This is a genomic window from Streptomyces sp. NBC_01384, assembly GCF_045040035.1.
In the GTDB taxonomy this organism is placed as follows: domain Bacteria; phylum Actinomycetota; class Actinomycetes; order Streptomycetales; family Streptomycetaceae; genus Streptomyces.
Genome location: NZ_CP109560.1, coordinates 207,793 through 223,031, shown reverse-complemented (window position 1 = coordinate 223,031; position 15,239 = coordinate 207,793). Strand labels below are relative to the sequence as shown.

Sequence of the window (15,239 nt, the reverse complement as noted above, 5' to 3'; positions counted from 1 at the left end):
GCGTGTGCAAGGCGAAGGGCGTCCTCGTACTCGGCTTGCTCGGATGGCCCCGCTTCAACCGCCTCCTCAGCGCCCCCGAGGTCGAGAGCCGCTGGCTGCTCACCCTGACCGACGAACTGCGGGACGCCCTCGCGACCGCGACGCCGGACCGGCCCCGGGACCTGGCCGAACCCTGGGCCCGCATCGAGGAGTTCCCGCCGGACACCGACCCGGAAGGGGCCGTCGGCTTCCTGCACGAACTCGGCGAGCTGGCCGCCCGGGCCCGCGCGCACCGTCTCTACTGCCTCGTCATGCTGCTCGTCATGCTGGTCGGCGGACCACCCATGGACGGCCGAATCAACCGAAGAAACTGTCCGCAGCCGCCGTGACGAAGGCACCGAATGCCTCCGGGGTGACGGTGAGGGCTTCGGCTTGCGGGGCGCTTGGAGTCGCGGGCGGCGCTAGGGCGTGTTTTAAAAGTGCTGGTCACAGCCACTCGTTGATGGCCGCGACCAGCACGGTCGCCTCGTAGCGGACGGCGAGCTTGTCGTGTCTCGTCGCGACTGCGCGGTGGCGTTTGAGGCGATTGATTCCGCACTCCACCGCGTGGCGCTCTTTGTAGTCGGCCGGGTCGAACTTCGGGGGCCGGCCGCCGTGAGAACCGCGCTTCTTGCGGTTGGCGATCTGGTCGCGCTTCTCCGGGATCGTGCAGCGGATACCGCGCTTGCGCAGGTAGGCGCGGTTCGCTCGGGAGCCGTACGCCTTGTCCGCACGTACCTTGTCAGGCCGGGTGCGTGGACGACCCGGCCCGAGCTTGGGCACCCGGATGCGGCCCAGGACCACCTGGAACTGCGGGGAGTCACCGCGCTGTCCGGCCGTGACCACCAGCGACATCGGCTTCTGGGCCTGCTCAACCGCCAGATGGAGCTTGGTGGTCAACCCGCCCCGGGAACGTCCGAGTCCGTGATCGTCGGGCTCGCTGAACACACCGCCGGGCGGCTCGATCTGCAGATCCCCTTTTTGCGGGCACCCGCCGCATGCTGGTGAGCACGGGCGATGGTCGAGTCCACCGAGACATCCCAGGTGATCAGTCCTTTGGCATCGGCCTGGGCCTGCAACTGCTCGAAAACGCGATGCCGGGTGCCGTCCCGCTGCCAACGCCGGAACAGGCCGCACACCGTTTCCCACGGGCCGTACCGCTCGGGCACGTCCCGCCAGGGAGCACCAGCGCGGGTGCGCCACCGTATGCCGTCTACCAGTTGACGCCTGGTGTGCACCGGCGGTCGCCCGGACTTCTTCCCGGCCGGCAGCAAGGGCTCCAGCTTCGCGCAGTGGCTGTTCGGCTACGACACCTTCGGCAACCTCACCTCCGTCACCGACCCCAAGGGCGTGTCCACCCCGACCGCCGGGGACTACACCACCACCTACGCCTACGACTCCTACGGCGAGCTGAGCTCGGTCACCGACGCCAACCAGCACACCAGCACCTACAGTTCGTTCGACCCGAACGGCTACCCGCAGACCACCACCGGCCCGGCCCCGTACAACAAGCCGGTCACGACCGCATACGACCCGCTCGGGCAGGTGCTGTCAGTCACCGACCAGCTCGGCCACACCACGACGCAGACCTATGACGTGTACGGTCGGCCGCTGGTGAAGAAGGTGCCCAAGGACCAGGCGGGCGGCGTGTACATCACCACGCCGGCGCCGGTCTACGACGCCAACGACAACGTCACCCAGGCCACGGCGCCCAACGGTGCCGTGTCCACGGCCGTGTACGACAACGCCGACGAGGTCGCCTCGGCGACCGCGCCGAAGGACCACACCACCGACCCCGATCGCACCACCAGCTACACCTACGACAAGATCGGCGAGCTGAAGACCACCACCGAGGCCAAGGGCACCCTGACCACGTCCGATCCGACGGACTACGTCATCACCAACACCTACGACTCCGTCGGTGAGCTCACCGACGTCGTCAACGCCAATGGCGACAAGGTGTCGTACCAGTACGACGATGTCGGCAACGCCACCACGGTCATCGACCCGGTCAAGAACGCCACCACCGACACCACCGACTACACCAGCAAGACCGACTTCGACTTCGACCACCGCCCGTACCAGGTCACGGACGCGGCGGGGAAGGTCACCAAGACCGGCTACGAAAAGGACGGTCTGAAGACGACGTCCACGGACGCGGACAACAACACCACCACGGCCTCGTACGACGAGCGGGGCAAGGTCTCCCAGGTCCAGGCCCCCTACCAGGGCAGCGCCGGCGCGCCGACGTACCGGACGACGAAGTACGACTACGACCAGGTCGGCAACACCACCAAGGTCTACTCACCGCGCGCCACGGCCGCGGGCAGCACCACCGCCTTCATCTCCCAGACCGTCTACGACGAGCTGAACCGCCCGAAGGAGACGATCCAGCCGTACGACCCGGCCGACGCCCAGTACAACCACCCGGTCTCCACGTACACCTACTACGACGACGCCGGGCGGGTCACCAAGACCTCCGCGCCGCCGTCCAACGGGCAGAGTGTCCGCAACGACACCACCTACACCTACTACGACGACGGCCAGGTCCACACCTCGACCGACCCGTGGGACATCACCACCTCCTACGACTACAACGAACTCGGCAAGCAGACCTCCCGGACACTGACCTCGGCCGGCGGGTCGTCGTCGCGGACGATGGGCTGGTCGTACTACCCGGATGGGTCGCTGGCCTCGCGCAATGACGACGGTGTGCCCGTCGGATTGCAGGTGGTGCTCGTCGACAACTCCGACACCCAGAACACCACTACGACCGGCACCTGGGCCACCGCGTCCACGGGCACGGACCATCAGGGCTACGACTACCGCACTCACGCCGCCGGCAGCGGTACGGATGCCTTCACCTGGCAGCTCAACGTGCCCCAGGACGGCACCTACACCGTCTACGCCAAATACCCGCAAGTCACCGGCGCGGCAACAGCGGCTGCGTACACCGTCACCCATGACGGCACCAACACCGCCAAGACCGTCAACCAGACCACCGGCGCGGGCACGTGGGTGTCCCTGGGCGCCTACAGCTTCACGCAGGGCGGCACTTCATCGGTCTCCCTCGCCCAGAACACCGGCGGCACCGTGTCCGCGGACGCGGTCAAGCTGGTCCGCGACAACAGCGCGGACACCGACAACGAGAAGCACGCCTTCACCTATTCCTACGACCCCAACGGCAACCTCACCACCATCGGCGACACCTCGCCGGGCACGGCCGTCGACACGTACACCATCGACTACACCGGCCTGAACCAGGTCCAGAAGGTCACCGAATCGGCGTCGGGTACGGAGAAGACCCACACCTCCTACACCTACGACCCCGACGGCCAGCCCGCCACCGTCGACCACCCCGGCCAGTACTCCTCCTACACCTACGACCTGCGCGAACTCGTCCAGACCGTCAAGGTCGGCACCTCCGCAACCGACCCGTCACCCAAGACCACCACCTACACCTACACCCCCCGCGGCCAGCAACTACGGCAGACCAAAGCCAACAACAACACCGTCGACTTCACCTACTGGCCCTCCGGCAAACCCCACACCCAGACGGAGAAGACCGCCGGCGGCACCCTGGTCGACGACCACACCCTGACCTGGGACCCCAACGGCAACAAAGCCGAAGACATCGCCAGCAAGCAGAACGCCGACAACCACACTGCATACCTGAACTCGACCACCGACTACACCTACGACCCGGTCGACCGCCTGGCCAAGTCCGTCAAGACCGGCAACGGCGCGGACACCGAGACCTACGTCCACGACGACAACGCCAACGTGATCAGCCAGACGGTCAACAACACCACAACGACTTACAACTACGATCGCAACCGCCTGCTGTCGTCGCTCTCCGGCAGCACCACCGCGGCCTACAACTACGACCCCTACGGTCGCCTCGACACCATCACCAGTGCCGGAACCGTCATCGAACGCAACACCTATGACGGCTTCGACCACATCACCAAGAACACCAAACTCGGCACCGGCGGCGTCACCGCCACCACGACCTACACCTTCGACCCCCTGGACCGCACCGCCTCCAAGACCGTCGGCGGCAAAACCACCGACTTCTCCTACCTCGGCCTGACCAGCCAGATCCTCGACGAGAGCGTCGCAGGCCAGCTCACCAAGTCCTACCAGTACTCGCCCTGGGGTGAACGCCTGTCCCAGGTCACCCACAACACCGACAACACCACCACCGACTCCTACTACGGCTACAACAGCCACACCGACGTCGAAACCCTCACCGACTCCACCGGCCAGACCAAAGCCACCTACGGCTACACCGCCTACGGCAACAACGACACCACCGAGTTCACCGGCATCGACAAACCCGACGCCCAGGACCCGACCAAGGAGCCCTACAACGCCTACCGGTTCAACGCCAAACGCTGGGACCAGACCTCCGGCACCTACGACATGGGCTTCCGGAACTACGACCCCGGCCTGAACACCTTCACCAGCAGGGACATGTACAACGGCGCCCTCGCCGACATGAACCTGTCCACCGACCCCCTCACCGGCAACCGCTACGCCTTCGCCAGCGGCAACCCCACCAGCTTCATCGAGGCCGACGGCCACACAAGCTGTGACATCACCGGGATGTGCGGAGGTACCTACCGCGAAACCCCGATGATCCAGCACGAGGAAGCGGAGACCGGGACCAGCGGATCGGGCGGCAGCTGTCCGCTGGTGGTTCTGAACTGCTCCGCCTATGGAAGCACCAGCCAGTCACTCCTTGCGCCGCCTGCGCCGTCGGTTCGCGTGCTGACACCCGAGACGCTCCCCGAGGCGCCACCAATGGAAGGAGGGGCTCCAGAAGGAGGTTCCCGGGGAGGCGGAGGGGAACTCGACGCCATTTTGACCATTATGTCCCAGGTTCTTGCCGGGGACACACCACAGGACCAGAGCTGGAATCTGGACAACAAGAGAGAGGGCAAGAATTGTCTGTCGGACACCTCCTCAACGAGCACGATCTTCTACAACAATCCCGATGACAAGGGCCGCGCCACCGGCGCATGGGCCTGCCTCAGCCCCACCATCAGGGGGTTCAACACCACTGATCCCCAGACGCCGGTCGGCTGGCAGGCAGGCACGGATCGGGCGCACCTCATAGCGAGGGAGTTCGGCGGCACCCACCTGAGGAAAAACATCGTCCCCACCAGCCCGACGGCGAATCAGGTGGACATGCGCGACTTCGAGAGGGACATCGAGGACCACTTGGCCCAGGATGAGCGAGTCTTCTACTCCTCCATACCGGCCTACAACGTGCGCTCCATCCGCCCGACCGGTGTCGAAATGTTCATGATGACGAGCAGCGGATACACGGATTCGACCTTCGTGGCGAGCGGCGTGTACCCGTAAAGGGCCCGAGGTGAAGCGACTGTGACCGCGTGAAGCGGCGGCAGGCCGGAGGCTACTGCTGGCCTCCGGCCTGCCGACCACCTGCGGGGGCTAGAATCCGGGCACTACGAACGTCCTGGAAGGGGCAAGGATGACTCAGGGGCCGATCGACCTGATCCGCCTGGTCGGCGAAGGTAACAGCGTCGTCCTTCGGATCAAGGGGAAAGAGACTCGACGAGGGGCGCGCAGAACCGACGTGCTGACGAGCGAGTTCGTGGTCGAAACGCCGTTCATCAGCGGAACCCTCAATACCTGGTTGTTTCCTGCTGACTTGACCGAATGGCAGCAATGCCTCGACGCTCTCGACGCCGGACAGGACATCACTTGGCGTGACGCCACACGAGCCCCCGCGCTGTCCATGGAACGCGACGAAACTGGAGAGCGCCTCCGCGTCACTATCAGGGACAACATGACGACCCTGACAACGGTGACCGTGACGGTACCGATGGCCGATTCCTGGTTCGACGACGCCTACGACCGCCTCGAACAAGTCTCGAAGACCTGGCCTCCGACCGAGGACCACTGAATCCTGAGGGAGTGTCATGAATCAGGCTCTGACAAGATTTTCGTAGCTGTTGATCGCTCGCCGGGATGGATCAGTTGAGCAGGATGCGGTGGCGGAGGAGGCGGAAGCCGGCCCGGCCGTACATCTGACGCTTGATCAGTTTCGTCTTGGTGTTGACGCCTTCGGTCCCGCCGTTGTGGAACGGGAGGGTGAGCCCGTTGGCGACGGCGTCGTGGTCGCGTTCCAAGCCCCGGGTGAAGGCGTGTAGGTGGGGGAGGTCGTCCTCGCGGACACGGGAGATCCACTCGTGGAGGCGACGGCTGTTGTCCGCGGCGGGTTTGAGGAGGTCCGCGAAGGTGCGGATGTGCCCGGTCAGGGCGGTCATCTCAGGGCAGGACCCGGTCAGGGCCGTGAGGAGCTCACGGTCTTTGTCCTTCAACTGATCGGGGGCGGTGCAGAGCAGGCTCTTGAAGCGGCGGGGCGAGACGGCGGGGCGGTCGGACTCGACACGGCCTTGGTTGATGTAGCGGTAGAGGAGGTTCGAGCTGCCTTGGTAGCCGAGGGTCCTGATCTCCTTCAGGAGCTGCCTGACGCTCACGGCAGGATCGTCCTCGCGACGCCGTCGCAGGTGGTCGCGGTAGGGGTCGACCAGGGTGGGCCGGTACTGCGGGGCCTTCTTCAGCTGCTCGGGCTCGGGGACGCGGGCATAGCGCTTGACGGTGTTCAGGGCCAGTTGCAGGCGGCGGGCGCATTCCAGCAGGCCGACGCCCTGGTCGAGCAGGGTGTGGACCTGATGCCAGCGCTCGCGGGTGGTCTCCTCGCGGACGCGGGCCTGGGAGGGCGGCCCGCACTTCGCCCAGCAGCCGGCGTGCGCGTGGACCTCCTTGAGGACGGCCTCGCCGAGGTTGTGCCACAGGGTACTGGTGGGCCGTCGGCGAGGTGCCTGCTGAGCAGGTCCTTTTCCAACGACCCCCAGTCCGAACGACGCATGCGACTTGTCACCGCACGTCGCTCTCCAGTGACTACTCCGTGTGTGCTGAGCCAGGGTTCTTGCCGTGTATGTCCGCGTGGCAAGTCCCGCAGACCACAAGGTCTTGCGGTGCCGAGCGGCCATGAGATCTGCTCACGGCGGCCGCCTTCCCGATCTGCCCAGGTCAGCGAGCTTGGCGACATGGTGAACTTCCACCTCGTCGACGCGCCCACATGCCTCGCATCGCCCCGCGAGGAGCCGGGTGACCAGCTCTTTGCGTTTGATGTTGACCGGGGCCAGCTGACGGTCGGTGACGACCGCCTTCTTGTTTTGTCTCAGCGGAATCCCGCCGAACCGTCCGACCAGTGGCTTCCTGCCGGGTTGTTCGACGCGTGCCTCGAAGCACTTGCGCGGTCCGTACGGTGTCTCGATGGTGGCCGTGTACTTGCGGGCCATCTTCGAGAACGACAACCGGTGCTTGTTGGCCAGCGTCATCAACATCGAGGCCGACATGGCCCATTGCAGCCGGGCGAGTCGAAAGACGTCGCCGGCCAGCAGGTAGTACTGGACGATGCCGCGGTACTCGGACCCGTACGTGCTGATGATGACGTGATCGTCCTGGTTCAGCAGTTGGGGCCGACGCGCGGGTTTACCGCGCTTCATGTACTGGGCCTGCTTGGCAACTACCACCGAAACGAGGGGAGGAATAGTCAAGACCTGTGGATCAAGTCAGTCGCTGTGGTGTCCCTGACGTAGTCGGCGACTGGCGTCAGCGCGGACGCGTCGGGTTCTTCCGGCCCCGGCAAGCAGGGTGAGGACGGCGAGTGAGGGCAGGATCTCGACGGCCTTGCGCTGGAACCAGTCGGAACCGGTGGTGACTTCCTCCGAGCCCCACGGCTCGCCCACGGTGATGGACCGCAGCAAGGTCCATTCGCGCAGACGGCGGGCCAGGAACTCCCGCTCCGTGCTGATCTCGGCCATCGTGCGGGCCCAGGCGGTGAACCCCTCGTCGGTCAGCAGTAGTGCCGCTCGACGGTCGAGGTGGCGGACGATGGCCGACTGCGCCATCGTCGTGTCCGAGTCGCGCAAGATCCTGGTCACCAGACCGGCTTCGTCTTCGTCACGGACGACGGCCAGCTCGTGCAGGTAGCGGGCGAATCGCCGGTGCTCGTCCTCGGTGGAACGGGCATCGGCGCCGTTGGGGCCATTCACGCGGCGGCCCCCTCGGGGCGCTCGACCAGGTGGCCGCGTTCAAAACGGGCGCCGGCCCGCACCAGCGCCACGAGATGGGGTGCGTTGACCGCGCGCCAGCGGGCCTGAGCGGATTCGATCAGCTTGAAGACCATGGCGAGGGCGGCTCCCCGGCTGCCGGCGCCCTTGGTGACCTTCGTCCGCAACCGGACCGTGGCGAAGGTCGACTCGATCGGATTTGTGGTGCGCAGATGGACCCAGTGCTCGGCGGGGAAGTCGAAGAACGCCAGCAGCTCGTCCTCGTCGTCCGTGATCCGCTTGACGACCTTGGGGTATTTCGCCTGGTAGGCGCGCTCGAAGGCGCGGACGGCCCTGGCCGCGTGCTCCTTGTCCTCGGCGTTGTAGATCTCCTGGATCGCGCGCTTGGCCGCGGGCTGGGCCGACTTCGGCAGCGCGTCCAAAACGTTGGCCGTTTTGTGAAGCCGTAAAGAATCAAGGTGCTGCTTTACAGGTGCGGGCTCGTTGTCAGGGTATGGCGGTTCCGAAGGAGATCTGTTCCCAACTTCAGTGCAGGTTCTCGGTGTTATTGCCGCATCTGAACGAGCGGCAGCGGCGTCTGGCCTTGGCTACCGAGGCCCGGCTGATCGGGCATGGCGGCGTACGGGCGGTGGCGAGGATCGCGCAGGTCAGCGAGACGACCGTGCGTCGTGGAGTGTTGGAACTGGAAGCGGGGGCCGGGCCGCTGCCGGGCGGCCGGGTGCGTGCGCCAGGCGGGGGCCGCAAGCGGGCCGACGCCAACGATCCCGCCTTGCTCAAAGCCTTGTTGGGCCTGGTCGAGCCGGACGAGCGGGGTGATCCGATGTCGCCGCTGCGGTGGACGACGAAGTCGCTGCGGAACCTGGCCGAGGAGCTGACCCGGCAGGGGCACCCGGTCTCCGCGCCGACGGTGGGGCGGCTGCTCAAGCAGGAGGGCTTCAGTCTGCAGGCGAATGTGAAGACCCTTGAGGGCTCCCAACATCCCGACCGGGATGCCCAGTTCCGCTACATCAACGAGCAGGTGAAACAGCACCAGGGCGACGGCGAGCCGGTGATCAGCGTGGACACGAAGAAGCGGGAGCAGATCGGACGGCTGCCGATGGCCGGCCGGGAGTGGCGGCCCAAGGGCGAGCCGGTCGAGGTGGAGGACCACCACTTCTTCTTCAGCGGCCCGGATGTTCAGCAGGCGATCCCGTACGGAATCTACGACATCGCCCGCAACACCGGCTGGGTCAACGTGGGTGTCGATCACGACACTTCAGTCTTCGCGGTCGAGTCCATCCGCCGCTGGTGGCGCTGTCGCGGCAGCCTCGACTACCCGAAGGCGTCACGGCTGCTGATCACCTCGGACGCGGGCGGCTCCAACGGCTACCGCTACCGGGTCTGGAAGAGCGAACTGGCTGCCCTGGCAGCCGAGACCGGACTGACAATCACGGTGTGTCACTTTCCTCCAGGCACACAATGCCGTTGCTTGAACTCGTCAAGCAGTTCGCGGTGACGCCGGAGGAGCGCGGTCGTTGGGCCCGGCATGCATCCTTGGGTGGGGTTGTCCGATCATGTGCGACTAGGGGTGGTGACCCGGTGGGTGACTCCGGAACTGATCGCAGAGGTGCTGGAGAAGTGCCGGGTCCGGGACAAGAAGCCCGGCGCGCTGCCGGCCGGGTTCATGGTCTACTTCACGCTTGCCCTGGCGCTGTTCCAGCAGGACTCCTATGACGATGTGGCGGAGCAACTGGTGGGCAGTATTCGGGAGTTGAGCGGGAGCATCCCGAACAAGTCCTCGTTCACGCGGGCGCGCAGGCGTCTGGGACCGCTGGTCCTGGAGGCCGTCTTCCGCGAGCTGGCCGACCCGTTGGCCCCCGTCGGCCTGGAGGGCTCCTTCTACCGCGGGATGCGGCTGGCCGCGGTGGACGGGTTCGTGCTGGACGCGCCGGACACACCGGCCAACCGGGCCGCGTTCGGTGGGCCGGTCAAGAACGGCCAGCCGGCGGGGTTCCCTCAAGTGCGGGTGGTGACACTGACCGAGTGTGGCACGCACGCGCAGATCGACGCGGCGGTGGGCGGATTCAACGGCGGTGAGCGGGAGTTGGCGATCACTCTGGCGACCTCGGCGAGCAAGATGCTCGTCATCATGGACCGGGGCTTCCCCGGGGTCGAGTTATGGAAGGCCTATCTCGGATTCGGGGCCCATCTGCTGATCCGGGCTCGCTCGCCGGTGGCGCACCGGCCGGTTGAGTATCTGCCCGACGGGACCTACCTGGGGAGGATGAACCTGGGCGGGCAGAAGGGCGCTCATCCTGGCGGGGTGCTGGTCCGGGTGATCGAGTACCGCGTCGACGGCGGCGAGGTGGTCAGGCTGTTGACTGATCTGTTGGACCCGGTTGCGTATCCGGCGGCGGAGTTGGCAGAGCTCTACCATGCCAGGTGGGAGGCCGAGTCGGCGTTCCGGCAGATCAAGACGTTCCAGCGCGGGCCGGTCGAGGTCCTGCGCTCGGGAGACCCGGATCTGGTGCGTCAGGAGGTCTGGGCGCACCTGGTCGTGCACCACTGCGTCACGCGGGTCATCATGTGTCTGGCCGACGACAACGGCATCAACCCGGACCGGGTCTCGTTCGTCAAGGTCCTCAAGCACACGCGGCGCAGCGTGGTCCGCCAGTGCGCGGATACGCCCAAGAAGATCAAGAAGTTCCTGGCCGTGCTGGCGGCGAAGGTGCGTCGGAAGCTCGACAACGGCGCCAGGCGCCTGCGTGAGGCGGACCGGCACCTCAAACGGCCGGACTCGAAGTACTCCTCGAAGCTCTCCTACCGGATCAACACCCGGGACCGGCAACCGACACGGCGGATCACAGCCAAGGCCATCACGTTGCACACCGCGATAGTCCAGTAATCAAGCAACGGCATTGTCCAGGCACAAGTAAATGGAACAAAATCGAGCACCGGCTGTTCTCCCACATCACCCACAGCTGGCGCGGCAGGCCGTTGACCAGCCATGAAGTCGTCATTGAGACGATCGCCGCCACTCGCACCCGGGCCGGTCTGCGCGTCGAGGCCCATCTGGATCCCGGCGACTACCCCACCGGCATCGCGATCAGCAAGGACCGCTTCGCCGCGCTGCCGCTGGTCCGGCACGAGGTCCACGGTCAGTGGAACTATGCCCTGCTGCCCGAGTCCTCCACGCCGCAGACTCTGCCCACCAGCGAGGCGCACGGCGTTTCCGGCCGGCGCTGCGAGCTGCTGACCCGACTGACGGACCCCCGTCTGACCGGGCTGAGCAGCGCGGAACTCGGCGATCTATGCGCCGAGTTGGCCCCGATGCAGGCCGCCCGGTCCCAGGAACGCTACAGCGAGCAGCGCGGTGGCCGGGCCCGGCGCGCCACCGGCAATCAGCGGGCCAAGCCGCTGTTCGACGACGGCGCCCGTGTGACGCTCACGCTCCTCTACCAGCGGCAAGTGTGCTCGATGAAGCTGTTGGCCGACATGCTGGAGGTCACCCCCGAATGCATCGGCCACCTCGTCGCCGAGACCCGCCGGGTCCTGGAGGATCACGGCCACCAGTCCGGATACGCCCCCAGCCGGTTCACCACGGCGGACGCGCTGATGTCCTTCCTCGACACCGACAAGGCCCCGCCCCGCACCCGGATCATGGAGAGCCTGTCCCACCCACGGCTTACCGGCATGTCCCGCACGGACCTGGATGCACTCACTCGCCGCCTCGCCCCACGCCAGCTCGCGCAGGTCGAACGAGCCTCCTACCAGCGCCGGGGCGCCGATCGCCAGCCGGGCAGCCGCGGCGGTGTCTTCCCCCAGAAGCTGGGTGACAGAGAGCGCGTCGTGGTCGCCCTGCTCTACCTGCGGAAACTGTGCACCCTGGACGTCCTCGCCGACGCGCTGGGGGACGTGAGCAGGTCCTCGATCGGAAACGTCGTCCGCGAGATCCGGCCCCTGCTTGCGGAAGGCGGACTCCTCCCACCCCCGGCTGCCACCCGCTACCGCACCGCCCCAGATCTCCTCGCCGCCACGGACGAGCAAACCAACACACCGACAAGTTGATTCTTTACGGCTTCACAAAACGGCCAACGTTTTGGACGCGCTGCCGAAGTCGGCCCAGCCCGCGGCCAAGCGCGCGATCCAGGAGATCTACAACGCCGAGGACAAGGAGCACGCGGCCAGGGCCGTCCGCGCCTTCGAGCGCGCCTACCAGGCGAAATACCCCAAGGTCGTCAAGCGGATCACGGACGACGAGGACGAGCTGCTGGCGTTCTTCGACTTCCCCGCCGAGCACTGGGTCCATCTGCGCACCACAAATCCGATCGAGTCGACCTTCGCCACGGTCCGGTTGCGGACGAAGGTCACCAAGGGCGCCGGCAGCCGGGGAGCCGCCCTCGCCATGGTCTTCAAGCTGATCGAATCCGCTCAGGCCCGCTGGCGCGCGGTCAACGCACCCCATCTCGTGGCGCTGGTGCGGGCCGGCGCCCGTTTTGAACGCGGCCACCTGGTCGAGCGCCCCGAGGGGGCCGCCGCGTGAATGGCCCCAACGGCGCCGATGCCCGTTCCACCGAGGACGAGCACCGGCGATTCGCCCGCTACCTGCACGAGCTGGCCGTCGTCCGTGACGAAGACGAAGCCGGTCTGGTGACCAGGATCTTGCGCGACTCGGACACGACGATGGCGCAGTCGGCCATCGTCCGCCACCTCGACCGTCGAGCGGCACTACTGCTGACCGACGAGGGGTTCACCGCCTGGGCCCGCACGATGGCCGAGATCAGCACGGAGCGGGAGTTCCTGGCCCGCCGTCTGCGCGAATGGACCTTGCTGCGGTCCATCACCGTGGGCGAGCCGTGGGGCTCGGAGGAAGTCACCACCGGTTCCGACTGGTTCCAGCGCAAGGCCGTCGAGATCCTGCCCTCACTCGCCGTCCTCACCCTGCTTGCCGGGGCCGGAAGAACCCGACGCGTCCGCGCTGACGCCAGTCGCCGACTACGTCAGGGACACCACAGCGACTGACTTGATCCACAGGTCTTGACTATTCCTCGCGAGCCGGTCGCTGTGGAGCTGGCCGAGCAGAGCGGTCCAGGGCTACCAGCACACCCCTACGGCAGGAGGACTTGCCGTGAACATCCACGCCATCGAGATGAAGGCTGCTGTCCCGACCACGGGCATGGTCGAACTCGACTTGAGCGTCATCATCGTCACCGCCGGCCCCGTCGCGGCAGCCCTGCTGTCCAGAACCGACGACGGCTCTGACACCGTCAAGGGCAGCGACTGCTGACGCTCCTGGCCTGATCCGCGGTGGCGGCGATGCCCCTTTCGCTGCCCCGTTGTCCCTGGTTGGGCGGCCGGAGGGGGCACGAGCGAAGGCGCATTGCTGCGGCCTGCCTGTGGGAGCCCTTGGGCCCGGCGGTGTCGGCGAGGTGCTCCAGGAGGCTTACCTGGCATTGAGGGGCACCCCACGGGCGGGGCCTACCTCGGCGTCCAGATCACCCCCTCGTCGGGCGCCAGGACGTGAGGGTGGCCATCTGTGGGCTCCGACTCCGAGAGGGTGGTCGACAGGGCCCGTTCCCAGGGACGACCGCTGAGAACCTGGTCGATGCGGACCGGGCGGTCCGTGAAGTTGAGTGTGGTCAGGAGGCTTTCGGAATCCGTATCCCCGTATCGCTTGTAGGCGAGAACTTGAGGGGGACTGTCAGAGAACTCGATCGCTCCGGATCCGAGCGCCGAATGGTTCCGGCGCAGAGTCAAGAGCGCCTTGGTGAGACTGAGTAGGGAACCGGAATCGCCTTCCTGCGTCGCCACGTCGCCCCCGGGGGGAGTATTCAGAGGGAGCCATGGCCTGACGTCGGGGCTGGTGAAACCCCCTGCCGGACCGAAAGTCCAGGGCATGGGGGATCGTGAAGGGTCGCGGCTCAGTCCGGGAGCTCGCAGCCCCCAAGGGTCACGGATGTCTTCAGACGTGATGTCTACGTTCAGCAGGCCAAGCTCGTCACCGTTGTAGAGGATCGCCGCGCCGGGCAGCGTGAGCAGCAGCATCATCGCGTTCGGCGCCTGGGTCGATCCGACTCGTGAGGCGACCCTCGGGTCGTCGTGACTGCCCATGACCCAGGCCGGTACCGCTGCGTCGGGGAGCACGCGGGTGATGTCGCGAACAAGTTCAGCTACCGCGCGTGCCTGCCAAGGCGTCTGGAGCAGGCCGAAGTTGATGGGAAGGTGAATTTCGTCGAGGTCTGGGCCAAAATAGCGACTCCAGGTCGACCAGTTGTATTCGTGGATCTCTCCCATGGAGATGCGCTCACGCGGGCTACCTCCGTGGGAGTCAAGTAGTTTCCTAAAGTCGCGGTAGATCTCGTGGATATCGGGGTGCCCTTGGTCGTAGACGTGCCGCTGACTGTCGTAACCTCCCATGGGCCGGTGGTGGGCCATGGCGCCCTTGGACGCCGGCGGGTTGTCCCGTAACTCGGGGTCTTTGGCAAGGAGAGGGGCGCAGTCCACACGGAACCCGTCGACACCGCGGTCGAGCCAGAAACGCGCCACGTCGAACATGGCGTCCTTGACAGCTGGGTTACGCCAATTGAGATCCGGCATCGAAGGCAGAAAGGAGTGTAGGTAGTACTGGCTGCTTTCGGAGTCCCTGGTCCATGCGGATTCCCCGAACAGCGTGATCCAGTTGTTGGGAGGTCCGCCGTCGGGTGCCGGATCGCGCCATACGTACCAGTCGCGCCGGGGACTGAGCAGCCCGGTTCTAGAATTCTGGAACCATGGGTGTTCGACGGATGTGTGATTGGGGACGTAGTCGATCAGCACGCGCAGACCATGGCCATGCGCCGTGGCGATGAGCGTGTCAAAATCCGCCATATCTCCGAAGAGGGGATCGACAGCCGTGTGATCCCGGATGTCGTACCCGAAATCCTCCATGGGGGACGAGAAGAAGGGCGACAGCCACAGCGCGTCCACTCCAAGGCGGGAGAGATAGGGAATCCGCTGGCTGATGCCGGGCAGGTCACCGACGCCATCACCGTTGGTGTCCAGGAAACTCCGCGGGTAGACGTGATAGATCACGGCGTCACGCCACCAGGGCCGCGACGTCATTGACGTCATGGGTCTGCATCCGCACCC

General features: G+C 66.2%; 9 protein-coding genes and 6 pseudogenes. 9 read left to right on the top strand and 6 right to left on the bottom strand.

The window, feature by feature from the left end; all coding sequences use genetic code 11:
* Window positions 1–2: 2 nt before the first annotated feature.
* Window positions 3–368, top strand: coding sequence for a hypothetical protein (locus tag OG747_RS48395; protein ID WP_331764984.1), 366 nt, complete (start codon window positions 3–5; stop codon window positions 366–368).
* Between the two features lie 97 nt (window positions 369–465).
* Here the strand turns inward: OG747_RS48395 and OG747_RS48390 are convergent.
* Window positions 466–1,301, bottom strand: a protein-coding gene (locus OG747_RS48390) for an IS5 family transposase (protein ID WP_405886528.1) whose coding sequence is annotated in 2 segments (ribosomal slippage) — window positions 466–948 and window positions 951–1,301 — 834 coding nt in all. Because the reading frame shifts where the segments join, the coding sequence is not laid out codon by codon here.
* A gap of 10 nt (window positions 1,302–1,311) precedes the next feature.
* Between OG747_RS48390 and OG747_RS48385 the strand changes: the two are divergent.
* A pseudogene (locus OG747_RS48385) lies at window positions 1,312–5,388 on the top strand (DNA/RNA non-specific endonuclease); the annotation flags it as partial.
* A 130-nt stretch (window positions 5,389–5,518) separates the two neighbouring features.
* Window positions 5,519–5,953, top strand: a complete 435-nt coding sequence (locus OG747_RS48380) for a DUF5959 family protein (RefSeq protein WP_331764982.1) — start codon at window positions 5,519–5,521, stop codon at window positions 5,951–5,953.
* 70 nt (window positions 5,954–6,023) lie between these two features.
* Here the strand turns inward: OG747_RS48380 and OG747_RS48375 are convergent.
* The 4 genes and pseudogenes from OG747_RS48375 to OG747_RS48360 form a co-directional block, all read right to left on the bottom strand.
* A pseudogene (locus tag OG747_RS48375) lies at window positions 6,024–6,848 on the bottom strand (transposase); the annotation flags it as partial.
* Between the two features lie 207 nt (window positions 6,849–7,055).
* Window positions 7,056–7,616, bottom strand: coding sequence for a group II intron reverse transcriptase/maturase (locus OG747_RS48370; RefSeq protein WP_405886221.1), 561 nt, complete (start codon window positions 7,614–7,616; stop codon window positions 7,056–7,058).
* Between the two features lie 15 nt (window positions 7,617–7,631).
* Window positions 7,632–8,114, bottom strand: a complete 483-nt coding sequence (locus OG747_RS48365; RefSeq protein WP_331764979.1) for a hypothetical protein — start codon at window positions 8,112–8,114, stop codon at window positions 7,632–7,634.
* Window positions 8,111–8,572 (bottom strand): annotated as a pseudogene (locus tag OG747_RS48360) (transposase); the annotation flags it as partial. The pseudogene OG747_RS48360 and the gene OG747_RS48365, both read right to left, overlap by 4 nt.
* Window positions 8,573–8,625: 53 nt before the next feature.
* Between OG747_RS48360 and OG747_RS48355 the strand changes: the two are divergent.
* The 6 genes and pseudogenes from OG747_RS48355 to OG747_RS48330 form a co-directional block, all read left to right on the top strand.
* Window positions 8,626–9,588: pseudogene (locus OG747_RS48355) on the top strand (ISAzo13 family transposase); the annotation flags it as partial.
* Between the two features lie 69 nt (window positions 9,589–9,657).
* Window positions 9,658–11,016 carry an IS4 family transposase gene (locus OG747_RS48350; protein ID WP_331764980.1) on the top strand — a complete coding sequence of 453 codons (1,359 nt, stop codon included), beginning with the start codon at window positions 9,658–9,660 and terminating at the stop codon, window positions 11,014–11,016.
* Window positions 11,017–11,033: 17 nt separating this feature from the next.
* A pseudogene (locus tag OG747_RS48345) lies at window positions 11,034–11,298 on the top strand (ISAzo13-like element transposase-related protein); the annotation flags it as partial.
* Between the two features lie 894 nt (window positions 11,299–12,192).
* Window positions 12,193–12,654, top strand: a pseudogene (locus tag OG747_RS48340) (transposase); the annotation flags it as partial.
* Window positions 12,651–13,133, top strand: a complete 483-nt coding sequence (locus OG747_RS48335; protein WP_331764979.1) for a hypothetical protein — start codon at window positions 12,651–12,653, stop codon at window positions 13,131–13,133. The pseudogene OG747_RS48340 and the gene OG747_RS48335, both read left to right, overlap by 4 nt.
* A gap of 106 nt (window positions 13,134–13,239) precedes the next feature.
* Window positions 13,240–13,398 carry a hypothetical protein gene (locus OG747_RS48330; RefSeq protein WP_331764978.1) on the top strand — a complete coding sequence of 53 codons (159 nt, stop codon included), beginning with the start codon at window positions 13,240–13,242 and terminating at the stop codon, window positions 13,396–13,398.
* Between the two features lie 191 nt (window positions 13,399–13,589).
* On the opposite strand, the gene OG747_RS48325 is transcribed toward OG747_RS48330, so the two are convergent.
* Window positions 13,590–15,221: an alpha-amylase family glycosyl hydrolase gene (locus OG747_RS48325; protein ID WP_331764977.1), complete on the bottom strand. Its 1,632-nt coding sequence runs from the start codon at window positions 15,219–15,221 to the stop codon at window positions 13,590–13,592.
* Between the last annotated feature and the right edge of the window lie 18 nt (window positions 15,222–15,239).